Source organism: Shuttleworthella sp. MSX8B (assembly GCF_000524295.1).
Lineage (GTDB): Bacteria > Bacillota > Clostridia > Lachnospirales > Lachnospiraceae > Shuttleworthia > Shuttleworthia satelles.
On record NZ_JAQT01000016.1, the window covers coordinates 48,761 to 73,949 of the forward strand.

Below are 25,189 nucleotides of genomic sequence, written 5' to 3' on the forward strand. Positions count from 1 at the left end.
GTTAGCTAATATATTCCTCTTTGAATCAATCTCTCTTCAATTCGCAATCTGATTGATAGTATTTTCTCAGGAAACAGGCGGGGGCACAGCTCCAGGCATGACAGCCAAGCCGGATGATGCTCCTCTCTCATTCCCTGATCTCGCTTTTCTCTGCTTCTGTCTACCTGAGCAAACACTACCGCTACACACCGGCTCTTGAGCACAGCCACACTTACTTCGAAATCATCTATATGCTCTCCGGATCCTGCAAACAAACCCTGGACAAAGAGGACCTTCCCCTGCATGCCAGGGATATCTGTTTTATTGCTTCCAAGCGCAAGTACACTCTGGAAATCTTCAATGACAGCATCGCGATTAATCTGCTGCTGCGTTGAAAGACCTTTGAACATGTCTTTTTCAATATATTTAACCAGTTTCTTCATGAACAGTCTTTACAGCAGACACCCCATGAAACGAATTGTTTTCTCTACAGGCGACGACTCTGACATTCGGGATTCTGTGCTTGAAATGTACTTAGAATCCCAGTCACAGGATAAATACAGCGCATTTTCCCTGGAGAACATGGTTCCCATCTTCTTCGCCTAGGTTCTTCGCAAATACTCCCGGAGCGCCTCCATCATACATGAGCGCAATCAGTCCAACAACGAGCGTGCCATGGCCCCTCTGGCCTATATCAATCAGAATTTCAGGCAGATCAGCCTGCAAGAATTAGCTGGCCATTTTCACCACTCCACATCCCACTGTTTCCGGTTATCAAGGAGGAGACCGGCCGCAACTTCTGTTCTATCCTGCGAACGACCCGGATCGACCGGGCCTGTGGCCTTCTCAACTCCACAGGGCAGAGCATTGCCAGGATCAGCGAAGAAGTCGGCTATGAGAATTCCGAGGCCTTCACCCGCGCCTTCCAGAGACAGATGAAAATGAATCCTACTGCTTATCGAAAGAGTATGTCGAAATGAATATTGCCCTCCTTACACTGTTTTCAGTCGATCCAAAAGCTCCTTCACCATATCGGGATCTGTCAAAAGTGAAATGCCGAAGCATTTTTTTCCGGCATCCTTCAGGGACGCACCGATATGATAGGATGTCTTTCCGTCTAAAAGCAAAAATCTGTCATGGAAAACTGACGTTTTCTTCACCGTCAGCGTTGCATACTGAGCATTGAATTTACTGATATCCTGTTTGCTGAGCGTTGTGTTCGAGAATGTATAGCATCTTACATTGACGCCGCTTTTCTTCTTTGCCAGCAAATCCAGCGTATCAACATCCACATATCCGTCGATCAGAATAATTTCTTTGCTGGCTTTTTGAATAATGGAGACCAGCAGGCTGAACGCATCGTAAATCTGCTCATCGAAGAAGATTTTCTGCTCTGATTCGGCATGGTTATCAATGTATTGAAACACCCTGTCGAAGCGTTCATTGGTACTCTTCTGATACTCCAGCTGCTTCAATTCAATGCTGCTGATCTGCTCAAAGAGCAGCGCATTGTTTGAAATGAAGCGGCGCATCTCAGCAAACGCCCGCATGATCTTAATGCTCGCCTGCACAGCAACATCGCTGTGAAGCACGCTGGCCAACATGGATATGCCTTGCTCTGTAAATGCATATGGAAGGTATCTACGACCACCTCTGTTGTTTGAGGTTCCAATTTGGAACCTCAAATCATCGAATTCTTCTTTCGTGAGCTGAAAACGAAAATCTTCCGGAAAACGCTCTATATTACGTCCAACTGCTTTGTTGAAATTTTTTGTCTCTACCTGATACAATGCTGCCAGATCACTGTCCAAAATGACCTGTTGCCCGCGAATTACATAAACGAGACTTCGTATATCGGCATTAATGACTGCAGCAGGATCCAATACATTTGAATTCTCTGTAGTTATTTCATTCATGCGTCCATTCTCCTTGCTTTGATGTCACAAATTGAAACCTCAAACAATTCTTTTTTGAGGTTCCAGTATGGCACCTCAAGTTAATCCCGCTCGGTCAGATCAATGCCGAACAGAAAACCATCCTGCAGGATGACTGCCGCACGACCGTTTCCCTTCAGACGATACATGATAACCGACATAGTCAACCGTTTCGCTACTCGCCAAATCGGACGGAAAATGATTCTTCACCTCAGCTTTTTCCGAACCGCCGTATGGAGGATTCATCAAAATTACAGATACCTGGTCATCTTCCGTATAATCAAGCACATCTCGCAGGAACGTATTATCATGGAATACATATGGAACATCCAAATCATACAGCAACGTTATTGTCACATAATTCCCCTCATTTTCTGTATTATATATTGACCGACCTTCGAGGAGGGCAATCATGGGCGAAGCATATGTGTTTGTCCGAATCACCCTACAGCACCATCTTCACAGACCCGTACATGCCGGCATCATTGCCCAGGGTTGCCAAAGCAAAGCGAGCCTCCTCAGAAGCGTGGAAGGCCTCCTCGATAAAATGCTTCTTGATGCTCTCAAGCAGAATGTCACCCGCCTTGGACACTCCGCCCCCGATCACATAAATCTCCGGATCAATCACACAGGAGATACGGGCGCAGGCCAGGCCGAGCATTCGCCCAACGAAATCCGCAATCTCCAGCGCCAGCGGATCACCTGCCTTAGCCGCGTCGTAGACATCCTTGGCCGTCAGCTTCTTATGCCTGCGAAGGGCAGACTCTCTCTGATCTGCCGACAGCACTTCATTGGCCTTGCGGACAATGCCTGTTGCTGAGGCATACTGCTCCAGATGCCCTTTCTTGCCACAGCCACAAGCCTGCTTCTCATGGGGATTCATAATCATATGCCCGATCTCTCCGCCTGCGCCGAAATTCCCCTCCACGATCTGACCGTTCAGGATAATGCCTCCGCCAACGCCAGTTCCAAGAGTAATCATAACCACATTATCATGTCCCTGGCCTCCCCCCTGCCACATCTCGCCGAGTGCGGCTGCATTGGCATCGTTGGCCACCTGGACATTTTCAACATCGGTCAGCATGCGCATCTTGGAAGCGACATCCGTCACGCCCCAGCCCAAATTGACGCACTTGTTGACGACCGAAGCGCCTAAAACCGGTCCCGGCACATCAATTCCAATGCCCAGCACCTTGTCCGAAGTAATTTCCTTCTTCTCAAGATATTCCCGAATCGAGGCAGCAATATCATCTAAGATCATTTCTCCATTATTCTCGGTGCGAGTCGGAATCTCCCATTTATCCTCCAACTTGCCGTCATCTGTAAAAATGCCGATTTTAACCGTTGTTCCACCAATATCGATCCCGAATGCGTATTCTACTGCCATGTTCTTCCTCCCTCATACTCACTCGCTCCGGCTTTTTCAACAGACCCGGGCATGAACCCTGTATCATCTGACTTTCAGCCGTGGTCCAAAGCGGCTTCCAACACGCTATCATTCTTTTCTGTTATATTACCTCTTTTGCATGTTCTCTGCAGGGATTTTAACAGTTTATCAATAATCCCCTCATTTCATGCTTGCAAAAAAAGCAAATTCATACAAGTCCATCTCATAAACAAATCTATATGTCCCAACAAAAAACCTGCCGTAAATGAATCATAAAAATTTATGATTCATTTACGGCAGGTTTTAACTGTCATACAAATTTCAGCCAGGCCAAATCTCTCTTTCAGATTATTCTGCTTTTCAAAAATTCTGATCAAATCAGACCTGCTTCTCTCATCCTGGCGCACATCATCTCATAAACAGGCTCTTCCTCTGTCGGTAAACTCGGTCTGTAAGGATTGCCGACAGCCAGGCCGCGTATATTCGCCATGTCCTTGGATGCAACAGGAAAACTAGCCCCATCCATAGCCAGGCGCACCGGATTCAATTCAAACTGCGCTTCCAATGCCCCCCCTACATCGCCGGCGACATACCTGGCATAGATTTTCTCGATCATCTCCGGCATGAAGTTCCCGGATGTACAGACACCGCCGACAGCCCCCAGACAGAGACTGGCATACAGAAGCGTATCCTTGCCTCCAAACACTTTAAATCCCACATCCCTTGTTCTTCGAATGAACTCCTCCGTCAATGTAATATCGCCTGAGGTATCCTTCATTCCCACAATGTTTTCCACCTTATGAGCCAAATCGTCAACCAGATCCGCCGTCATACTGTAACCGACACGGCCGGGATTATTGTAGAGAAGAACCGGTGTATCCGGTACCGCTTCTGCGATTGTTTTAAAATGCAAAAACAGTTCCCGATGCGTCGGCTTTAAAAACATCGGCTGAAGCACGGAAATGCCGGCGACCCCATGCGCTGCCGCCATTTGAGCCAGACGGACACATTTTCTTGTGTTAATCGCTCCAATGCCAAAGTAGATCGGAACACGGCCTGCAGATTGATCAAGCATGATTTCCAACCCCCGCTCCATCTCATTTTCTTCGATCTGATAGAACTCACCGTTTGAGCCGAAGGCCAAAATCCCCTGGAGACCACCGTCAATGCAGAAATCAACCTGTCTCCGCAAACCCGCCTCATCAATTTTTTCATCCGCATCGCATGGGGTGATGATTGGAACAATCACCCCTTTGATATAATCTGTATTCATTGCTCTTTGTCCTCTGCAATCGATACCCCGGTCATACGCTCATAATAACGAACGACATCATTATGATCGCATCCCCCTTCCTCATGATTCATCAGCTCCTGCATCACTTCCATCATATGCGCTGTCATTGGCACTGGCATGTTGATCGCATGGGATGCATTCAATGCATTCGTCAGATCCTTAACATGAAGATTGATACGGAAGCCCGGCTTATAATCTCCTGCAAGCATCATCGGCGCCTTCGCGTCAAGCACGGTAGAGCCTGCCAATCCTCCGCGGATCGCCTTGTAGACGAGTTCCGGATCCGTGCCCGCCTTCTTGGCAAAGGTCAAAGCCTCTGCGACAATCCCGATATTAGCTGCAACAATCATCTGATTCGCCAGCTTGGCAACATTGCCGGAACCGATCGGCCCCACATAGACAACAGACCCCGCCATTGTCATAAGCAAATCATAATACTTGTCCCAAATCTCTTTCCTGCCGCCGCACATCACAGAGAGGGAACCGTCAATGGCCTTAGGCTCTCCTCCGGATACCGGGCAGTCAAGCATCTCAATTCCCTTCTTAGACAGCTCTGCAGCAATTGCCCTGGATTCCGTAGGGTCAATGGATGACATATCAATGACAACCGTTCTGTCCCCTGCTCCCTCCAGCACGCCGCCTTCTCCAAGGCACACCTCTCTGACCTGCGGGGAATTCGGCAGCATTGTGATGATCACCTCTGCCTTCTCTGCAACTTCACGTCCATTTGCAGCCGCTTCCGCACCCAGACCGACAAATTCCCGGACCGTCGCGGCATTGTGTGTGTTCACCACGAGATCATATCCTGCCTTCATGATATTCTTTGCCATGGGGCTTCCCATAATTCCAAGTCCAATAAATCCTATCTTCATACTGCATCTTCTCCTTTCGATCAAATCATCCAGTTGTTATATAACACCTATGCCCTGCTGACCGGACTATAAACAATACTGTTCCTGTCAGGCTGCTAATACAGCCTCTTAGCCCAGTCTCATCTGACAAGACACGGCCTCTTAGGATCGAACTTCCAGCCAGGAATCAAGTACTGCATACCAATGGAATCGTCTCTGGCTCCCAAACATTTATTCTTGTAAAGTTCATGCGCTTTCGCAACTTGTGTTCGGTCAATCTCCACTCCCAGCCCTGGCTTATCAGGTACTGTCACACATCCATCTCTGATTTGCAGCGGCTCTCTGGTCAGGCGTTCTCTCCCTTCCTGCCAAATCCAATGCGTATCAAGAGCATTGTACTCTCCTGGTACAGCTGCCCCCACCTGCGTAAACATGGCCAGGGATATGTCAAAATGATTATTGGAGTGCGACCCCCACGTATAACCAAATTCATGGCACATTTGAGCCACTCTGACAGAACCGCTCATAGTCCAGAAATGCGGGTCCGCTAAAATAATATCCACCGCCTGCGATTCCAAAGAATGTCCCACCTGCCTCCAGTCTGTGGCAATCATGTTTGTCGCCGTTGGGAAACCTGTTCGGCGCCGGAACTCACTCATCACCTCACGCCCAGAGTATACGCCTTCTGCACCGCATGGATCCTCACAATATGTAAGAATTCCTTTCATCCCCTTGACGTATTCACAAGCCTGTTCCAAAGTCCAACCGCCGTTCGGATCCAAATCGATTCTAGCATCTGGAAAAGCTTCCTTCAGTGCCCGGATCACCTCCATCTCCTGATCGCCGGCAAGAACCCCCCCCTTAAGCTTGAAATCTTTAAATCCATATTTCTCCTGTGTCGCCTTCGCAAAGGCAACAACATGCTCCGCATCAAGAGCTTCTTCATGGCGAATCCGATACCATTCACACTCCGTATCCGGCTCCGAATCATATTCCAGATCCGTTTTTTTTCGATCGCCAACAAAGAAAAGATATCCAAGCATCCGAACCTTATCCCTCTGCTGTCCATCACCAAGGAGTCTGCAAACCGGAACCCCCAGCTGCTTTCCCAAAAGGTCAAGGCAAGGAGCCTCAATCGCCGTTCGAACATGAACTCCCGTTCGAAGATCGAATGTCTGGTTTCCACGAACATCTTCTTCTCCCTTAGAATTCAAATGGTGTTGTACATCAAGCAGAATATTTCTGTACTCCTCTGTTCTCTTTCCCTCAACGAGAGGGATGCAATCCTCCAATGCTTTTGTAATCTTGCCTCCACCCGGAACCTCTCCGATTCCTTCAACTCCGTTTTCATCGGTCAGAATAACAATATTTCTAGTGAAGTAAGGCGCATGTGCGCCGCTCAAATTTAATTCCATGCAGTCCTTACCAGCCACTGGAATTACTTCCATTTTAATAATCTTTGACATTTCCGTTCTCCTTATCTAATTCTAGGCCAACCGCTCCATTTAATTCAGCGAATAAACAATCCCATGAGCAGTAGCTCAACAATCCCCACCGCCGCCATAATCAGCGATACAGCCGTCTTGCATCTCACCTGATCCTTTAATTCCGATAAGCCAAACATACCATTAAATACCCAGAAACCAGAATCATTAAAGTAGGAGAAAGAAATCGCTCCGACACAAGAACTGATAGCCATCAAAAGTGGAGATACCGAAATCGTCCCGATCAGACCCGCCGAAATAGATGCTGCCGTTGTAATCGCCACAGTCGCAGATCCCAGCGCAAGTCTCATGCAAGCTGCAATGATAAATGGAATCAGGATTGCCGGAAGAGGTGTCGCCGCAATTGCATTTCCCAGAACATCTCCAATACCTGCAACCTTAATCACATTTCCCAGAGATCCGCCAGCCCCGGTAATCAACATAATTGCTCCAGTATCTTTGATTGCCAGATCCATAATCCCCAGAACCTTCTTTTTATCGACACTTCCGACCAGACCATAGATTGCCAAGATTGTACCGATTCCCAGCGCAACAATGGGGGCTCCCAGAAGACTGATCAGAGTGTCTGGTATGCTTCCGGCAACAGAAGTATTTCCCTTCTTGTACATATCCCAAAAAGTCTTTACAAAAATAAGTAAAATCGGAACAATAATAGGCGCTATTGAGGCTCCAAATGCCGGGAGCTTCTTCGTGTCCATGACACTCTCCACCTCATCCATAGTTCTAATATATTCTTTCTTGAAATCCCTGCGCTCAAACTCTCCATTCTCCAAAGGCAATTGATAAATTTTCTTGCCAATTGATTTCACATAAAACATCACAATGATCAGCATAGGAATAGAAACCAGGGCCCCAACAAAGATCATCTGTCCCACATCCACTCCCAGCATGCCAGCCGCAGTCAGCGGTCCAGGTGTTGGCGGAACCAGGCAATGGGTCAATTGGAGTCCACAGGCCAGGGCAAGCGCAAGCCCGACAACAGAAATTCCTGTTACGGAAGAAAGTGCCTTGACCAGGGGCGCGAAAATAACAATCGCGGAATCCGCAAAAACAGGAATCGCAACCACCCATCCTGTAATAGCTAACGCCCAATCAATGTGCTTTTGACCAAGCCTCTTAATAAACGTAAAAGCCAGACGTTCCGCTGCCCCTGATGCTTCTAAAATTCCTCCCATCATAACGCCAAGGCCAATGATAATGCCCGTACTCTTTAATGTACTGCCGAAACCATCTTGAATCGCACTGATAACCCCCACCGTTTTCTTTGATCCTGATACGACATCATTGATCGGCATTCCCCCAATCAATCCAGTAACCAGAGCTGCCAAAAGAAGTGCAATAAATGTGTGAACCTTTGTTTTCATGACCAGGAAAATCATCAGTCCTATGCCAATGATCAATCCCAGTATCATCCTGCTTGCATCACTCATGGATTTCCTAACTCCCTTCAAGTTTGACTTTCACTTTACCTTCTCCCTATGCAACAGCGCGCTCTGTTGTTTGATAGAGTTAGGATATACAACTAAAAATCTGAATTCCATGGGCGAAGTCATCAAGATTTCATCTATATTTTTGTGTAGCAGTATCACATTTTCATTTTTTGCTATTACTCATTTCGGATTTATTTCATTCATTTCATATCATAATTTGTCCCTCTAATAATTTCCGTCACTTCTCAATTCCATACTTTTTCATGCGGCGCCAAAGCGTCGTCGTACTAATTCCCAGTTGATCCGCAACTGCTTTTCGATTTCCAAAATGCTTCTGCAGAAGTTCACAAATTTGCTCGCCTTCCGGAGACTGATAAATAATCTGTCTTGTTGCCCCATCTACTCTTTTCAATTGAGGATACAGTTCCTCGTATAACTTTTTTAGCACAATCTCATCAACCACTCGCTTCTTCGCAGTCAATACAAGTCTCTCGCAAAAGGTTCTGATCTGAAGATCATTCCCTTCCCATGCAAATGACAGAAGACAGGAGTATGCTCCCTCAGTAAGATGAATGCTTTTATGATATTGTTTTGAATACAAGCGAATACACTCATCAAAAAGCTGATATAAATCCTCTGGGCAAAGTCGAATCGGTGGCATCTGCAGCAAAAGATAATTCGTCGCGTAGAAAAAATCAGGAATAAGCCTTCCTTCTTCCATCAGAATGCGAAAATCATCTTGAGATGAGAAAATAAATCTGACATCAAAACAGGTCATCTTCTGCGCATCTGTTCTGATCTCCGACATAGGAAGAATATTTCTCATGATTTTTCTCTGCATTAATTTAGAAAGACACTCTGCATTTCGAATATAGAGCGTTCCATGATTTGCCAATCGCATTGCTCCTTCACCTGGTACCTCCCTTTCTTTTCCCACATCTCCTTCTGTACCGTCCTCTAAAGATCCAAACAAGGCTGCCCCCTGTTCCTCTTCTGAGAGTATTCCTAAATCGAGACTGACAAAAGGTCCGATCCTGCATGCGCTATTGTTATGGATTGCTTTGGCCAGATCCATTCCGCTCTCTCCAGACGGAAGTTTCATAAAAACGGGACTTTTGGACACTGCGTATATTCGTGCCAGATCGACTATTTCACGTCTCGCCTTGCTTTTAACCGAAAGCATCTCAAACGTCTGACGCGTAACAAAGCCTCGCATTCGCATGTCCTGCTCCGTTTTTCTGCTGACAATCCGTATCTCCTGACCTTTCTGTATTGAAATAATTGCACCCGTGATACACCCATCTACCTCGATCGGCGCCATGAAAATTACCATCGGTTTATTTCGTATTGTGACTGATGACGTAATCTGATTTGTTTCTCCAAGAAGAATCCCCTCGACCTGCTCCATGCTGATCTGTGGAAAAATCTCTGTTAATCGCTGTCCTTTCACTGCCTCATTATCCATCCCAACCAGGTCTTCTATAAAATGATTAACAACGATAATTATTCCATCTTGATTCACTCTGATAATTCCGTTAAAACTCGCATCTAAAACCGTCTCAAACTGAGCTTCTTCCTGCTGCCGCTGTGTAAGAGCCTGGTCCAGACACACTGCCGCTTCAACTGCTTCCACCACAGATTCTCTTGTGGAACTGTAAAAAAGCGTCATGTATCCCTGTTCCTGAGCCGCCTTAATTGCCACATTACCGCCTATAATACAATCCGGTCGATCATTCTTAACACCTTCTAAAACTTCCAGTGCCTCCATTGCCTTTTCAATATAGAAAAGACGAAACCGCACATTGAAAAGTTCCTCAATATGCGAGAGATCTGTGACCATATTCCGAAAAACAATCAAGGCAATATATGGATGTTTCTTTCCTGTCAATCGCTTCGCTCTTTTAATCAACAGCCCCACTTCCTGCACTGTCAATTTAACTTCAACCAGTGGGGTGTTTGTATACTCTCGAATCAAAAGCGCCTGAAATCCTCTGGCAACAATAACTTTGGCTCCATTCATCAGAGCATTTCTCGCCTCGTCCACTGCATCCGCGGTATAGACTCTTTTGCATACAGCAATTTCAAGTTGACGCTCGGCGATCATTTCCTCAGCATCCTTTACCATCTGTTCTTCTGGAAATAAAAAAGCTAATTTAGACATCCGATTTCCCCTTAAATTCTCGATTTTTCTTTATTTGTACCTCTTCTCTATTATTTCTCCTTCATCGGGATATTTCAAATCAGAAATTATTTTTTTCATTTTTGAAATTTTGTTCCCCTTGTTGTATTTTGAGGTAAATTCTTGTTAGCACCGTCAATAGAAAAGCTCTAAGCGTGTCACTATGATAAAAGCAAACACATCACATTGCATCCAAGGAGTTTTTATGTCTTTACAACACGTCTATCAGATCAATGTGCGTGATAATGTCGCTATCGCACTCTCCGATATCTCTGCCGGAACCAAAATCGGCAACGGAATTGTCGCACTTACTGATATTCCACAATCCCATAAAATAGCTCTTTGTGACTTACCAAAAGGTGCTCCTGTTCTGCGCTATGGAGTCTGTCTTGGTACAGCGAAGTCCTTCACACCAGCTGGAAGCTGGATTAATGAGAGTTCTCTTGACCTGCCGGATCGTCCCTCCCTCGACGCTCTCCCCTATGGAACCAATATCAGACCATACTCTTTGCTTCCAGATCCTCCCCGAACCAGTTGGATGGGATATAAAAACAATTTCGGGCCTGCCGGCACCAAAAACATGTTGGGTATTGTCACCACAGTTCAGTGCACCGTTGGTGTGCTTAAGGTTGCTGTTGAGCAGATGAAACGCAGCCTTCTGCCGCAATATCCCCATGTGGATGATATTGTCGCTGTTTCTCATCCCTATGGGTGCGGTGTCGCCATCAATGCCCCCGATGCCGTCATTCCGATTCGTGCCATCAAAAACCTGATTCATCACCCCAATTTTGGCGGACAGATCATGGTAGTTGGCTTAGGTTGTGAAAAACTCACCTATGACAAGGTTCTTACGGATGAAGAAAACATTCCTGAAAACGTACTGACACTTCAAGACTATGAGGGACACGATGCCATGATGCAGGCAATCTATGACATGGCTAAAAAAAAGCTTGAAATACTCAACCAAAGGTGTCGTCAAGAACTTCCTTTGTCTGAACTACGAATCGGAATGCAGTGTGGCGGATCAGATGCTTTTTCAGGAATAACCGCAAATCCCAGCGCAGGCTATGCTTCTGATATGCTCGTCAAGGGAGGGGCTACCGTAATGTTCAGCGAAATCACAGAATTTCGAGACGGTGTTCACCTGATTTCCGCACGTTGTATCGATCGAGAGGCCAGAGATAAATTGGTTCAGGAGGTTGCCTGGTATGATCACTACCTCGAGGCAGGCCAAGTAGACCGAGACGCGAATCCCAGTCCGGGCAACAAAGCCGGGGGACTCTCCAATATTGTTGAGAAGGCAATGGGAAGTATTGCAAAATCTGGATCCGCACCGATCACCCAGGTCATTGGTCCGGCAGAACTTCCAAGCAAAAAAGGCCTTATCTGTGCTGTCACTCCTGCCAGTGATATTGTCTGTGGCCCAAGTCAGGTAGCCAGCGGTATTGGTCTGCAGGTTTTCATGACTGGTCGCGGAACTCCTTACGGACTTGAAATTGCCCCAGTTATTAAAGTATGCAGTCGAAATGACATGAAAAAACATTGGTTTGACATGATTGATATTTCTGCAGGCGATATTGCTATTGGAAAAGCCACCATCCAGGATATCGGCAATGAAATTTTCCACATGATTCTTGATGTGGCCAGCGGACTCAAAAAGCCATACTCTGACCAATACGGTTTTCACAATGATATGTGCATTTTCAATCCTGCACCAATCACATAATCCCTGGCCCTATCCCCTGTCACTCCTCTTCATTGCCCGGTACTCAGCCGGGGTCATACCGACCTCCCGCTTGAATAACCTGGTGAAGTAAGAGTAATTCTCATAGCCTACCCACGCTGCGATCCGATTGATCGGCTGATTGGTATGAGCCAGAAGTCGCCTGGCTTCTCTGATTCTCTTCTGTATAACATAGGTCATGAAGGAAACGCCCATCTCCTTTTTAAAAAGCCTGGAAGTATAATCCGGATCAAAATAGAGAATCTCCTCCAGCGATTCCCTGCCAATATCCTCCTGATAATGTTCATCTACATACTCACGCACGCGGGCGGCAATACTCTTCTCTGAGGAGGTCAGCTTCAGACCCTCTTGGGCCACAGAGAAAAGATAGTGAAAATACATCTCCAAATCCTCCGCCCGGTCTGACGCACAGGCCGCAATTGTCCTGTATATCTCTCCCGCAAAGAGCTGGTGGGCACGAATTCCGCGCCCCTCCAGGTACGCGTAGAGCAGCTGCACCACATCTCCCTGCGCAAAATGTTTTCCTGCCAGAAAAACCTGTAGCGATTTAAAACATCATTATGAGAAGCCTCGCATTCGGCAATGGCTTTCGCAATATTCTCCGTCAGTTTTTCGTAATCCACCGGCTTGAGAAAGTAATGAAAGCACTTTAAATTGACCGCCTCCTGCGCATAGGCAAAATCCGCGTAATTGGTTAGGAAAATACAGGGAGTCATATCATTCTCCCCGCGCATCCAGCGAAGGAGATCCAGCCCGCTGCCTCCTGGCATATCAATATCAGATAAAAGCAGATCTATTTTCTCTGTAAGCAGAATTCTCCTGGCCGCTTCGACCTGATAGGCTGACAAAGCCTGTGTGAATCCCAAAGCCTTCCAGTGAATTCCTTTTTTCAGGGCCGCAACGACGAGATTCCCTATGGGGAAGGCTATGCTGACTCTGTCTACTTCTACACTCTTCCTTTCGGAACCAATGTCGGCGGCGACAACACATACGATATGGCCATTAAGGATGGCAAGCCCGTCTTCCTCCCCACAACGGAGGAGTACAAGAAGGGAATTGAGGCCATGCATAAGGCCTATGAACAGGGGCTGATTGATCCTGAAATCTTCACCCAGGATGACACCATGCGCGATTCCAAGCTGATGAGCAAAACTCCTGTCATCGGCTCTGCCCCCGGCTGGACCACTGACTCCACCTTTGGCGCCAACGCAGACCAATATGCACCTCTTCCAGCTCTGAAGGGATCCGATGGCAAACAGTACATTGCCTCTGACCCCCAGCACCTGAATTACAGCCGTTACGAGTTCATCGTAACCAGTAAGTGCAAGAACCCGGATACTCTCCTCAAGTGGATTGACGGCTTCTATACCGATGACGCTTCCATTCAGAACTTCTACGGAGGCTTCGACAAAGCGGTGAAGAAGAACAGCGATGGCAACTACAAGGTCTTAAAACCAGACGACGGCAGTTCTGCCGATACTTTCGCCTGGGTCAATTCTCTGCGGGACTTTGGTCCCAAATATGTCGATGACGAATTCAACGCAAGGGTAACCTATGAAAGCGATAACGGTAACGCCTCCAAGCTTGCCATGGACAAGGACTTCGCTCAGTACGCCAGGCCCGCCTTTCCTAATGTCTCCTACTCTCAGGAACAGTTGCAGAACCTGGCCACCCTCTACACAGATATCAGCGCCTACGTGGATTCCACCCAGGCTGACTGGGTCTCCAAGGGCGGGTTGAGTCCGGCTGGAATGACTATATGAGCCAGCTGAAGACCATGGGACTGGACAAATTCTTGGAAATTCAAAATATAGCATACAATAAGGCATCTGCCAAGTGACATTGTCCCGAGGGAAATCTTCATTCCCTTCGAACTCAACGCAAGGAAATGACTCTGCTGCTGGCATAATCGACAACAGGCCGCCACACCGGGAACCCCTCTCCATGCAGCGGTCTGTTGCACTTTCATCTGGAGATAAAGTCCCCTCTGGACCAAATTTTCGTTTTCAATCGGATCAAAGAAAAAGCCCACATGCCAAAGCTGCTCCTCACATCTCCTCCACATAATGCACATAATCAAGTTCCCGGATCTCCTTAATCAGGTCCGCCCGCTTGCCGAAGCGATCCATCTCTAGTGAGATGACCATGGACGCGTACTTCCAGGGATCCTGCATTTTCCTGGTCTCAATAATCTCTGTCTTCACATTGTGATCCCGCATCTTCTGCAGAAAAAACTCTATACTCTTGCCGTCCTCCAACTCCAGATACAGATCGAAGACCTTGGCGTGTTTCTGTAAAAAGAGGTCAAAGCGGTTGAGGATGCGAAGCACAAGGGCAATAAAAATCAGGGCATAAACTGCCCCCTCCACGAAGCCGATGCCGATCGCCAGGCCCACGCAGGCGCAAGTCCAAAGACCCGCCGCTGTCGTCAGTCCCTTGATCCGCTGCTTCTCCGTCACCAGAATCGTTCCGACGCCCAGGAATCCGACGCCGCTGATAACCTGGGCACCCAGCCTGGCCAGGTCCGCCTGATGATCGAACTGCATCATCATATACTGGCTGGTCAGCATCACAAGGGCTGATCCCAGGCAGACAAGGGCATGCGTCTTAATTCCGGCTCCGCGCCGTTTCAAGCCGCGGTCAATTCCAATGATGGTGCCCATGACGGTGGCAATTGCCAGGCGGCCGATGATCGCTGCAGTAGACCAACCTGACAGGATATTCATCCACTCTCTCCACATGCTCTGCTTCTCCTATCTGCTTATATGGATTTCATCGTCAAGGCACTGTTGCATTACTCCTGAAAACCTCTTGTACACGGCTCCTCTTCAGTGCCCTGCCGTCTTTACAACCATTATGCAAAAAGTCCTATGATTTTTGCAAATCACAAGCACAGATCCGACAATACATATACTTACTTCCCGAACTCCTGGGCCATGACCTCCCTGACCTGATCGCAGACAACCTTCATTCCACAGATATCGCAGTCCTCCATGACCTCGCGCGCCAAATGGTCGAGGGCTTTGGTGATCTGCTCCGATTTATTTTGTCAGTTATAATTGATAAAATATCTATATTTTATTTTTTGTCAATTGTAACTGTCATAAATCATATTTTAAACTGGTTTGTCAGTTATAGATATGCTATGCTCTTGACAGATTTCCATAGAAAGGCGGTGAGGACATGATTCCACGTGAACAGTACATACAGCGCATTCGGCCTTTTATCGGGAACGAACTGATCAAAATCCTGACGGGAATGCGCCGATCCGGCAAATCTGTCATGCTCGATCTGATCAAGGATGAACTGCGAGGCCAGGGTATTTCTGATGACAACTTCATCTCCTTCAACTTTGAGTCGCTTGCGAATACCAAATTCTGCAATGCAAGAGCTCTCTATGAGGAACTCAGCCGACGTATTGCATCGATCTCCGGCAAGTCCTATCTCTTCTTTGACGAGATCCAGGAGGTGACCGATTGGGAGCGCTGCATCAATTCTGCCCGTGTCGATTTCAACTGCGACATTTATATCACCGGTTCCAATGCCCATCTGCTCTCAACGGAACTGGCCACCTACCTGGGTGGGCGTTACACTGAATTTGTCATCTATCCCTTCTCTTTTCAAGAGTATCTAATAGGACGAAAGCAGGCGGCCACCCGGATTGATCCCGCGAAGGAATTTCACAGCTATCTGGAGCTGGGCGGTATGCCCTTCCTGATCAATCTCCATGAGGAGCGGGAGGCTTCCCTTCAGTATCTGCGTGATGTATATAGTTCTGTCATCCTGAAGGATATCATCAAACGAAATAAGATTCGCGATGTCGATCTTCTCGAGCGAATAATCACCTACGTCATGGCCAATATCGGGCACACCTTCAGCGCACGGAGCATTTCCAACTACTTCAAGAGTGAAAATCGCAGGGTTGCTCCCGAAACAGTCCTCAACTACATCAGGGCCTGTTGTGACGCTTTTCTCTTTTGCAAGCTGCGCCGCGAGGATCTTGTCGGCAAGCGCATCCTGTCTGTCAATGAGAAATACTATCTGGTGGATCATGGCATTCGGCAGGCAGTCTATGGCGGAAACAATCGTGATATTGATCAGCTCCTTGAAAACATTGTCTGCATCGAGTTGATCCGTCGCGGCTACAATGTCACGATCGGTAAGGCCGGCGAGCAGGAAATCAACTTCGTCGCGGAGAGAGCCGACAAGAAGCTCTATGTCCAGGTTTGCTATCTGCTCTCGTCTCCCGAGACAATTGCCCGGGAATTCGGCGCCTATAAGCCTATCCGCGATCACTTCCCCAAGTACGTTATCTCTATGGATGAATTTGATATGAGCCGGGATGGTATCAAACACCAAAATATCAGAGACTTTCTGCTGGCGAAAGCATGGGACTAAATGAGCCAAAAGGCTTAAGACAGACAGGGGAAGGCATCGATCCCAGAGCACCAGTGCCTTCCCTCTTATTTAAACTCAATTTTTCCCTATCCCCTTAAATTGGTAAACGCCCCGGGTCAAATCTGCGAATACCGATTCACAGCGTCACCCCGTCCTTGAAGATGGCGATATCCCTGCAGCCGCTCTTCTCGGCCTGAGTTCTTTGGCCGGAAGCCACAGCGAGAACAAAGTCCAAAAGCCTGTCGCCGGCCTGATCCAGAGTCTCAAGTCCATCCGCCACGGTGCCCGCGTTAAAGTCAATCCAGTTCTTCTTCCGGGCAGCCAGCGGGCTGTTGGTCGCGATCTTGGCAGTGGGTACCGGCGCCCCGAACGGGGTGCCCCGCCCTGTGGTGAAGAGAATCATATGGGCTCCGCTGGCCGCGAGGTCTGTCGAAGAGACCAGATCATTGCCCGGCCCATAGAGGATATTCAGTCCCTTCTTGCTGACCGGGCAGGCATAATCTAAGACATCCACGATCTGGGCCGAACCACCCTTCTGAACGCAGCCGCAGGACTTGTCCTCCAGTGTTGTGATCCCTCCCGCCTTGTTGCCCGGACTGGGATTCTCGTAGACAGTCTGTCCGTGATCCACGAAGTACTTCTTGAATCGGTTGACCATGGCGACGGCCTTGTCAAAGGTCGCCTGATCCTTGCACCTCGCGAAGAGAATATTCTCTGCCCCGAACATCTCCGGGACCTCCGTCAGAACCGTCGACCCTCCCAGGGCAATCAGGCGGTCAGAGAGACGTCCCACCGTCGGATTCGCTGTGATTCCGGAGAGACCGTCGGATCCCCCGCACTTGAGTCCGACCACCAGCTCTGAGGCAGGAATCGGCTCCCGTTTAAAGCGATCGGCATAGGAGGCCAGCTCCTTTAGGAGCTTCCGCCCCTCCTCGTACTCGTCCTCCACATCCTGGCAGACCAGAAATTTAACCCGGTCGGGATCATAATCTCCTAAAGCTTCTAAGAAGAGCTCCCGGGTCAAATTCTCGCAACCTAAGAAGACGCAGAGAACTCCCGCCGCATTGGGATGGCGGACCAGTGACGTCAGCAGGCGTCTGGTGGCGTCCAGATCCCCGCCCAGCTGTGAGCACCCATAGGGATGGGCAAAGGAATACATGCCCTCGATATTCCCCCTGACCAGATCCTGGTTCTCCCTTGCCAGACCTCCCGCAATATCATTGACACAGCCGACGACGGGCAGGATCCAGATCTCATTGCGGATGGCCGCTCTTCCGTCCGCCCGGCGATAGCCCTCGAAGGTGCGCTCAGGCAGCTTGGGCAAAGGAAAGACCTGGTGATCATAGTGATAGTCCGCTGTCTCGGTCAGAGCTGTCCTGGCATTGTGGGTATGCACCCAGGCGCCGGCCCTGATCTCCTCTTTGGCAATGGCGATTGGGTTGCCGTACTTGATCACCCGGCCCCCGGCAGGGATGTCTGTCAGAGCAACCTTGTGTCCTCTCTTTACATCCTCAAGGAGGGTGAGCGATCCGGCTCTTATCGAGACATCCCTGGCTGTATCCGGCTGATTTGAATATGCATTTCCCTGACCTGGATTTGAGACGGCATCCGCCTTCCCCGCCATCTGTCCCTGGTCCATTTGAGACAGGTCAATTTCAGACAGATTGATCTGCTCTCCCTCTTTTAAGTCCTCAAGAGCTACCAGGACATTGTCTCTGGGGTGAATATGAATATATCGCATTGTTCTACCTCTCGCTCCCTGCGCCTCCATCGTCTTTCAAGGGCGCACTTGCCAGCATCTCCATCACGTTTCAAGAATGCGCTTGGCCGCACCGCCGTCGTATTTCAAGAACGTGCCTGACCACACCGCCGTCGTATTCCAAGGACGCGCTTGACCGCACCGCCGTCGTATTTCAGGGACGCGCCTGCCCTCGCCGCGGAGGGCGCTTTTCTAACCCGATCAGGTATTATTTCAGGACAGTTTTATCTCCCTCCGAAGGTCTCCCCAAAAGCTCAGAGTACTGAAGCATAGGCTTCCCTTGCCCCCTGCTCCCGGATCAGTCCCAAATCGCGGCTGACCTGCTCTGTCAGACCCGGAACAGCGTTCAGATTCTGGTCCCACATCTTCTCATTTCCAAGGACAGCCGCGGTCAGTGTCGCTGCATCATCCTTCCTGTGCTCCCAGTAGAAGTCCAAAACCCAGTCATCATCCTGAATCTGATAGTCATCTCCTGCCGGGCGACGGGCCAGGATCGCGTCCGCGGTCCTCTCCTTCAAGTCATTGCTGAAGAAGGCGATATAGGCGGCGAAGCCCATGCAAAGAGCCTGCGGCAGCTTGCCGAATTTCTCCTGATATTCCAGGAGTGAGGGCAGGTCTCTGGCCTTCCACTTGGACGTAGAGTTCAAAGAGATGGATAAAAGCTGATGATCGACAAAGGGATTGTTGAAGCGGTCTGTCACTGCCGCCGCAAAATTCTCGCAGTCCTCCCGGTCCAGAGGCAGAATGGGGATGACCTCATCATAGAGAATCTTGTTCATAAATCCGTGGATAACCTCGTCCTCCATACAGTCGCGGACGATATTCTCCCCGGCCAGATAGGCTCCCAGAACAAAACCCGTGTGGGCGCCATTTAAGATGCGCACCTTGCGTTTCTTATAGGGGGCAACCTGCTCGACCACATGGACATTGAGTCCCGCTCTCTTAAATGGCAGACGATCCTCAAGTTCCGCTGGTCCCTCAATATACCAGACACCGAACACCTCTCCTACATCTAACAGCTGATCTTCATAGCCGTTGATTTGGTTTAATTCGTCGACTTCTCTCTGATCGCGAATGCGGCCCGGGACAATCCGGTCTACCAGAGTTGAGCAGAAGAGGTTCTCCTTCTCGATCCATCTGGAGAATCCCGCCTCGAGATGCCAGTCCTCAATGTGCTTCTGAACGATCTTCTCAAGCTCTCTCCCATTGTTGTCGATCAGCTCGCAGGAGAGGACGGTCAACCCCTTCTTTCCCGCCTTGTAGCGCTCGTAGAGCAGGGCGGTCAACTTGGCCGGGAAGGAGGCGGGCGGCGCCTGATCCAGGCTTGCCTGAGGGTCGTACGCGATCCCGGCCTCCGTCGTATTGGATGCGATGTATTCCAGGTCATCCGAGCAGGCAATCACCTTGACCTTGAGCCAGTCCTCGACATTGTATGGATTATAGCAGGCATCAATGGCGGAGATCACCCGCTTTCGGTCCACCTTCTGCCCCTTCTCAGAGCCCCGCAGATAGAGAGTGTAGAGCCCCTCCTGCTGGTTGATCTGCTGAGTCAGTCCCTGGGCAATAGGCTGAACCACGGCCACCTTGCCATTGTAGCCCGCCTTCTCATTGGCCATGTCAAACCAGTAGTCCACGAAAGCCCGCAGGAAATTCCCCTCGCCGAACTGAAGAACCTTGACCGGAGCTCCCGGCTTCAGGATATACCCCTGGTAGTTGCTCTTTTCCAATACCCGATAATTAAGTAGACTCACCTGTTCACCTCTCCTGATTTTTCTGAATGTCCCTTTTTACTGAATTTTTGTTTTTGCGGAAACGAAATATTCCCTTTTCCTTCCTTTATTCATGAATCCCGAAATAGCGCTCGGCATTGTAGTAGCTGATTCCCTCCACAATCTTCTTCAGGGAGGACTCGATGGCGGGATACTCTCCCTTCTCTACCCACTCGCCGATCAGATTGCAGGCGATCCGGCGGAAGTAGTCGTGCCTTGTATAAGAGAGGAAAGATCTGGAGTCGGTCAGCATGCCCACGAAATTTCCTAAAAGTCCAAGATTCCCCAGAGACTTCATCTGCTTCTCCATCCCATCGCGCGTATCCTGGAACCACCAGGCGGCCCCCATCTGTATCTTGGAGGGAATCTCCTCGGACTGGAAACAGCCCAGCATAGCTCCGATGCGGTCGAAGTCAGCGGCATCCAGGGAGAAGAGGATGGTTCTGGGCAGTTCATTTGTCTCGTCCAGATCGCTCAAGAGGGAAGCCAGCGCCGGAATACAGTCATTCTGCGCGATCGTGTCAAATCCGGTGTCCGGTCCCTCCGCAGCAAACATGCGGGCATTGGTATTGCGCAGGCAGGAGTAGTGGATCTCCATTACCATCCCCTCCCTGTGATAGGTTCTGGCCAGATGGGTCAGAAGGGTGGTCTGGTACTCCTCTCTCTCCTCATCACTCAGGCTCTTTCCCTCCAGGGCCTTCTGATAGACCCTGTTTGCCTCCTCCATAGAGCAGGGGCGATACATGACGTAGTCAAGCCCGTGATCCGTCGCCCGGCATCCGTGTCCCTTGAAGAAGGAAACCCGCTGATCTAAGGCGTCAAGAACATCCTCCATCGTATCCAGGGATTTTTTGCCCACTGTCTGAGCCAGCTGCTTCATGTAGTCGGCGAAACCCTCGCGGTGGATATTGATGGCCTTGTCCGGGCGGAAGGACGGGCATACCTGGAAGGAAACGCCCGGATCCGCCGCGATCTTCTCGTGCCACTTGAGATCGTCGACGGGATCGTCTGTCGTCCCAACGAAGCGGACATTGGACTGCTCGATCAGACCGCGGACTGTCATCTTCGGGTCATGCCGCAGCATATCATTGCAGTGATTGTAGATTTTCTCGGCATTCTCCTCCGTCAGAGGCTCCGTGACTCCGAAGTACTTCTTCAATTCCAGATTGCACCAGTGATACATGGGATTGCCGATAGCCATCTCCAAAGCCTTCGCAAATGCCTTAAACTTGGTCAGAGGATCCGCCTCTCCGGTCACCAGATCCTCCGGTGTCCCGTTCGACCGCATGACTCTCCACTTATAGTGATCCCCGAAATAGGTCCCGTCGGGATTGCGCCCTCCCAGCCAGATCTGGGATATATTGTCGAAGCGGCGATCCTCATAGATCTCCTGTGGGGAGATATGACAGTGATAGTCGATGATCGGCAACTGCTCCGCATAGGTATGGAAGAGACGTCTTCCTGTCTCGTTGTAAAGCATAAAGTTCTCATTCAAAAACTGACCCATACAATACCTTCTTTCTTAATGAAAGCACTTACATTACACTCCCAAATTAGCCCAGCTATTTTCATCTGTCAAGCCCTCAATTTCTTCTCCTTTCAGCAGCCATTTGCTCTTCTTTTTTCTTTCTCTCTTCCTTTTACATCCCCTGTTTTTTCCCTTTTTAAGGATATGTCCTATCCGTAAAAGCCCCGTAAATACTGCATTTTCTCTCCATCCGTCTTCCCGGCGGAAATGTTTTTTCTCCTTTTCTGCAAGAGCTTTTACAGGCATTTTCCTCTCTGATTTTCGCTCTTGACCCTCTGCTGCGGATTCATTTTCGGAAGACTGTACAAATTCCCAGTTCGTTTTTCTTGCAGCTTGCACAAATCTCTTTTCATACGCTCATTTCTCATTGACTTCAAAAGAATGGAACCCTATATTCAGTTAATGTAATCGCTTACATTTACGGGAGGTAACAAGACCATATGAAAAAATCCATTAAGAGATTCCTTGCCCTGGCTCTGACCGCCTGCATGGTTCTCCCCCTGGGAGCCTGCGGTTCCGGCAAGAGCGGGTCCAGTCTGACTGGAGGGAAAAGAATCATCCGCATCTCGCATGCCCAATCTGAAACACACCCGGAGCACCTGGGACTTCTGGCATTTAAGAAGTATATTGAAGAGCGTCTGGGGGACAAGTACGAAGTACAGATCTTCCCCAATGAGCTCTTAGGCTCCGCCCAGAAGGCCATTGAGCTGACCCAGACCGGAGCCATCGACTTCACCGTCGCCGGGACAGCCAATCTGGAGAACTTCTCCCCCGTCTATCAGATCTTCTCCATGCCCTATCTCTTCACCTCAGAGAAGGCCTACATACAGACCATGAACGACACGGACTATATGGAAAAGGTCTACAACTCCACCGATGAGGCCGGCTTCCGCGTCGTCACCTGGTACAATGCCGGAACCAGAAGCTTCTACGCCACCAAGCCCATCAACAGTCCCGAGGATCTCAAGGGGTTAAAAATCCGTGTGCAGCAGTCCCCCGCCTCCATCGCCATGTGCAACGCCTTTGGAGCGGCCGCTTCTCCCATGAGCTTCGGAGAGGTCTACACCGCCATCCAGCAGGGCGTCATCAACGGGGCCGAGAACAATGAGCTGGCCCTGACCAACAACAAGCACGGCGAGGTGGCCAAGTACTACTCCTACACCAAACACCAGATGATCCCCGACATGCTGATCGGCAACGTCAAGTTCTTAAAGAGTCTGTCCCCGGAGGAATATCAGATCTTCAAGGAGGCCGCCGCCCTCTCCACTCAGGTGGAGAACAGCGCCTGGGATGACCAGGTCGCCGCAGCCAAGGCAACCGCGCAGAACGACATGGGCGTTCATTTCTCAGATGTGGATCTAACCCCCTTCCAGGAAGCCGTCGCCCCTCTGCAGAAGTCTATGCTTGAGAAAAATCCCAAGATCGTCGATCTCTACAACCACATCCAGGAGATCAATCAAAAGGTTAGCAAGGAGGGCTCCAAATCATGAAAATCCTGCATCAGATTCGTCACATCATTGACAAGGTCTTAGCCGCAGTCTGCATCTTCCTCTTCGCCCTGATGGTCGTCGTCGGAACCTACCAGATTGTCACCCGCTATTTCTTCAACCGCCCGTCTACGGTCTCTGAGGAGCTCTTGACCTACTCCTTCACCTGGATGGCCCTGTTGATCTCCGCCTATGTCTTCGGAAAGAGAGATCACATGCGCATGGCCTTTCTGGCCGACAAGGTCACCGGCAAGGCCAGAGTCGCTCTGGAATCTGTGATCGAGCTTCTCATCACCGCCTTCGCCGCCATCGTCCTGTTCTACGGCGGCATTTCCATCACCCGTCTGACGATGACTCAGTCTACCGCCTCTTTAGGCGTTCCCATGGCCTATGTCTACTGTGTGGTGCCCATTACCGGTACCCTGATCGTCATCTACGGCATCTTAAATATCATCGATCTGCTGACCGGCTCTATCGACGCCTCTGCATCAGCAGAAGGACAGGAGGCATAATATGAATATCGCAATTGTGTGCGGCCTGATCATCCTGATCACCCTGGCCATCCTCTTGATCGCCGGCGTTCCCATCGCCGTCGCCCTCGGAATCTCTTCCATCGCGGCAATTCTGCCCGTCTTAAATGCTGACGCGACCGTCGTCACCGGCGCCCAGCGAATTTTTTCCGGCATTTCCACCTTCTCGCTTCTGGCCATTCCCTTCTTCATTCTGGCCGGAAACATTATGAATAAGGGAGGAATTGCCGTCCGCCTGATCAACCTTGCCAAGCTGATTACCGGCCGTACCCCGGGCGCTCTGGCTCAGACCAATGTCGTCGCCAACATGCTCTTCGGAGCCATCTCCGGTTCCGGTACGGCCGCTGCCTCCGCCATGGGCTCCATCATCGGCCCCATCGAGAAGGAGGAGGGCTACGACCCCAACTTCTCCGCCGCGGCCAACATCGCGACCGCTCCCACCGGCCTTCTGATTCCCCCCTCCAATGTCATGATCACCTACTCTCTGGTGTCCGGAGGAACTTCTGTGGCGGCCCTCTTTATGGCCGGCTACATCCCCGGCATTCTCTGGGGTCTCGCCTGCATGGTTCTGATCTACTTCACCGCAAGAAAGCTCGGTTACCGCAACCGCCAGCATTTCTCCGCCAGAGAGGCCGGTAAGATCCTCTTCCAGGCCATTCCCTCTCTTCTTTTGATCATTATCGTCATCGGCGGAATCATCGCCGGCATCTTCACCGCGACCGAGGGTTCTGTCGTCGCTGTCGTCTACAGCCTGGTTCTCTCCTTCATCTACCGCACGATCAAGGTCAAGGATATCCCAAAGATTCTTCTGGACTCCGCTGAGATGACCGGCATCATCATCTTCCTGATCGCCACATCCTCCATCATGTCCTGGGTCATGGCCTTCACCGGCATCCCCTCCGCGGTATCCGCCGGCCTGCTGGCCTTAACAGGCAACAAGTACGTGATCCTTCTGATCATCAACATCGTTCTTCTGATTGTCGGTACCTTCATGGATATGACTCCGGCCTGCCTGATCTTCACACCCATCTTCCTTCCCATTGTGAAGACACTTGGCGTCAGCCCCATCCACTTCGGTATCTTCATGATCTTCAACCTCTGCATCGGCACGATCACCCCGCCCGTCGGCACAACCCTCTTTGTCGGCGTCAAAGTGGGGCGGACCAAGATCGAGAGCGTCTTCCGCTTCCTCTGGCCCTACTTCGTCGTCATCGCAGGCGTCCTCATGCTGGTCACCTACATTCCCCAGCTTTCCCTCTTCCTTCCCGGACTCATGGGCTACGTGAAGTAGGATACCCTTGCGACAAATGGGTAAACGCTCACGGGCACAGCATTTTCTCTGACCTGCTGCCGCTGATCCGTATAGCCCTGTATTGACTTCCGGCAGGAAGATATAAAGAACCGCTTTTCGGATT

The 25,189-nt window shown here is 49.7% G+C and carries 23 protein-coding genes and 1 pseudogene; 8 read left to right on the top strand and 16 right to left on the bottom strand.

From position 1 onward, the window contains the following. Positions 1-5: 5 nt before the first annotated feature. Positions 6-422 carry a hypothetical protein gene (locus tag HMPREF1508_RS10160; protein WP_156923179.1) on the bottom strand — a complete coding sequence of 139 codons (417 nt, stop codon included), beginning with the start codon at positions 420-422 and terminating at the stop codon, positions 6-8. Positions 423-447: 25 nt separating this feature from the next. Between HMPREF1508_RS10160 and HMPREF1508_RS10165 the strand changes: the two genes are divergently transcribed. After that, positions 448-585, top strand: a complete 138-nt coding sequence (locus HMPREF1508_RS10165; protein WP_156923180.1) for a hypothetical protein — start codon at positions 448-450, stop codon at positions 583-585. Positions 586-752: 167 nt separating this feature from the next. After that, entirely contained in the window at positions 753-959 is a 207-nt protein-coding gene (locus HMPREF1508_RS10870; RefSeq protein WP_443018243.1) for a helix-turn-helix domain-containing protein, read from the top strand. 12 nt (positions 960-971) lie between these two features. Here the strand turns inward: HMPREF1508_RS10870 and HMPREF1508_RS04460 are convergent, their stop codons facing one another. The 8 genes from HMPREF1508_RS04460 to HMPREF1508_RS04495 all read right to left on the bottom strand — a co-directional run bounded on the left by HMPREF1508_RS04460 (position 972) and on the right by HMPREF1508_RS04495 (position 10,541). Continuing rightward, on the bottom strand, positions 972-1,895 hold the full coding sequence (locus HMPREF1508_RS04460) for an ORF6N domain-containing protein (protein ID WP_044959801.1): 924 nt from the start codon (positions 1,893-1,895) through the stop codon (positions 972-974). An 80-nt stretch (positions 1,896-1,975) separates the two neighbouring features. Beyond that, complete coding sequence (locus tag HMPREF1508_RS10540) at positions 1,976-2,074, bottom strand: SAM-dependent methyltransferase (protein WP_242834496.1); 99 nt, start codon at positions 2,072-2,074, stop codon at positions 1,976-1,978. A gap of 284 nt (positions 2,075-2,358) precedes the next feature. Beyond that, positions 2,359-3,300: an ROK family glucokinase gene (locus tag HMPREF1508_RS04470; protein ID WP_044959805.1), complete on the bottom strand. Its 942-nt coding sequence runs from the start codon at positions 3,298-3,300 to the stop codon at positions 2,359-2,361. Between the two features lie 373 nt (positions 3,301-3,673). Further along, complete coding sequence (locus tag HMPREF1508_RS04475) at positions 3,674-4,573, bottom strand: dihydrodipicolinate synthase family protein (RefSeq protein ID WP_044959808.1); 900 nt, start codon at positions 4,571-4,573, stop codon at positions 3,674-3,676. Next, a complete protein-coding gene (gene garR / locus HMPREF1508_RS04480) occupies positions 4,570-5,466 on the bottom strand; it encodes a 2-hydroxy-3-oxopropionate reductase (protein ID WP_044959811.1) in 897 nt (298 codons plus the stop codon). The genes HMPREF1508_RS04475 and garR overlap by 4 nt, the downstream gene beginning before the upstream one ends. Positions 5,467-5,585: 119 nt before the next feature. Next, positions 5,586-6,911: an enolase C-terminal domain-like protein gene (locus HMPREF1508_RS04485; protein WP_044959815.1), complete on the bottom strand. Its 1,326-nt coding sequence runs from the start codon at positions 6,909-6,911 to the stop codon at positions 5,586-5,588. Between the two features lie 44 nt (positions 6,912-6,955). After that, a complete protein-coding gene (locus tag HMPREF1508_RS04490) occupies positions 6,956-8,380 on the bottom strand; it encodes a GntP family permease (protein WP_044959817.1) in 1,425 nt (474 codons plus the stop codon). A gap of 238 nt (positions 8,381-8,618) precedes the next feature. After that, on the bottom strand, positions 8,619-10,541 hold the full coding sequence (locus tag HMPREF1508_RS04495) for a sigma-54-dependent Fis family transcriptional regulator (RefSeq protein WP_044959818.1): 1,923 nt from the start codon (positions 10,539-10,541) through the stop codon (positions 8,619-8,621). Positions 10,542-10,764: 223 nt separating this feature from the next. Here HMPREF1508_RS04495 and HMPREF1508_RS04500 point away from each other — a divergent pair, with 223 nt between their 5' ends. Next, positions 10,765-12,285 (top strand): UxaA family hydrolase, encoded by a 1,521-nt coding sequence (locus HMPREF1508_RS04500; protein ID WP_044959819.1) that lies wholly within the window; start codon positions 10,765-10,767, stop codon positions 12,283-12,285. Between the two features lie 9 nt (positions 12,286-12,294). On the opposite strand, the gene HMPREF1508_RS04505 is transcribed toward HMPREF1508_RS04500, so the two are convergent. Both HMPREF1508_RS04505 and HMPREF1508_RS10875 read right to left on the bottom strand, forming a co-directional pair. Then, entirely contained in the window at positions 12,295-12,801 is a 507-nt protein-coding gene (locus HMPREF1508_RS04505) for a helix-turn-helix transcriptional regulator (RefSeq protein ID WP_242834497.1), read from the bottom strand. Between the two features lie 107 nt (positions 12,802-12,908). After that, positions 12,909-13,169 (bottom strand): annotated as a pseudogene (locus HMPREF1508_RS10875) (response regulator); the annotation flags it as partial. A gap of 9 nt (positions 13,170-13,178) precedes the next feature. On the opposite strand from HMPREF1508_RS10875, the gene HMPREF1508_RS04515 reads away from it, so the two are divergent. After that, positions 13,179-14,066: a hypothetical protein gene (locus tag HMPREF1508_RS04515; RefSeq protein WP_049906887.1), complete on the top strand. Its 888-nt coding sequence runs from the start codon at positions 13,179-13,181 to the stop codon at positions 14,064-14,066. A 285-nt stretch (positions 14,067-14,351) separates the two neighbouring features. Here the strand turns inward: HMPREF1508_RS04515 and HMPREF1508_RS04520 are convergent, their stop codons facing one another. Next, a complete protein-coding gene (locus HMPREF1508_RS04520; RefSeq protein WP_044959823.1) occupies positions 14,352-15,044 on the bottom strand; it encodes an MgtC/SapB family protein in 693 nt (230 codons plus the stop codon). Positions 15,045-15,486: 442 nt separating this feature from the next. Here HMPREF1508_RS04520 and HMPREF1508_RS04525 point away from each other — a divergent pair, with 442 nt between their 5' ends. Continuing rightward, the gene (locus HMPREF1508_RS04525; protein WP_044959825.1) at positions 15,487-16,701 is read left to right on the top strand and encodes an ATP-binding protein; all 1,215 of its coding nucleotides are present in this window, start codon (positions 15,487-15,489) and stop codon (positions 16,699-16,701) included. A 136-nt stretch (positions 16,702-16,837) separates the two neighbouring features. Here the strand turns inward: HMPREF1508_RS04525 and HMPREF1508_RS04530 are convergent, their stop codons facing one another. The 4 genes from HMPREF1508_RS04530 to HMPREF1508_RS04545 all read right to left on the bottom strand — a co-directional run bounded on the left by HMPREF1508_RS04530 (position 16,838) and on the right by HMPREF1508_RS04545 (position 22,096). Next, positions 16,838-18,442 (bottom strand): UxaA family hydrolase, encoded by a 1,605-nt coding sequence (locus HMPREF1508_RS04530; RefSeq protein WP_044959826.1) that lies wholly within the window; start codon positions 18,440-18,442, stop codon positions 16,838-16,840. 272 nt (positions 18,443-18,714) lie between these two features. Continuing rightward, a complete protein-coding gene (locus HMPREF1508_RS04535; protein ID WP_044959829.1) occupies positions 18,715-20,211 on the bottom strand; it encodes a tagaturonate reductase in 1,497 nt (498 codons plus the stop codon). Between the two features lie 85 nt (positions 20,212-20,296). Next, positions 20,297-21,736: a glucuronate isomerase gene (uxaC, locus tag HMPREF1508_RS04540; protein WP_044959832.1), complete on the bottom strand. Its 1,440-nt coding sequence runs from the start codon at positions 21,734-21,736 to the stop codon at positions 20,297-20,299. Between the two features lie 33 nt (positions 21,737-21,769). Beyond that, entirely contained in the window at positions 21,770-22,096 is a 327-nt protein-coding gene (locus tag HMPREF1508_RS04545) for a hypothetical protein (protein WP_044959834.1), read from the bottom strand. 101 nt (positions 22,097-22,197) lie between these two features. Between HMPREF1508_RS04545 and HMPREF1508_RS04550 the strand changes: the two genes are divergently transcribed. The 3 genes from HMPREF1508_RS04550 to HMPREF1508_RS04560 are packed head-to-tail and all read left to right on the top strand — an operon-like array spanning position 22,198 to position 25,065. Next, entirely contained in the window at positions 22,198-23,247 is a 1,050-nt protein-coding gene (locus tag HMPREF1508_RS04550; RefSeq protein ID WP_044959837.1) for a TRAP transporter substrate-binding protein, read from the top strand. After that, positions 23,244-23,756, top strand: coding sequence for a TRAP transporter small permease (locus HMPREF1508_RS04555; RefSeq protein WP_006907123.1), 513 nt, complete (start codon positions 23,244-23,246; stop codon positions 23,754-23,756). The genes HMPREF1508_RS04550 and HMPREF1508_RS04555 overlap by 4 nt, the downstream gene beginning before the upstream one ends. Position 23,757: 1 nt before the next feature. Beyond that, positions 23,758-25,065 (top strand): TRAP transporter large permease, encoded by a 1,308-nt coding sequence (locus tag HMPREF1508_RS04560; protein ID WP_006907122.1) that lies wholly within the window; start codon positions 23,758-23,760, stop codon positions 25,063-25,065. The last annotated feature ends 124 nt before the right edge of the window (positions 25,066-25,189 follow it).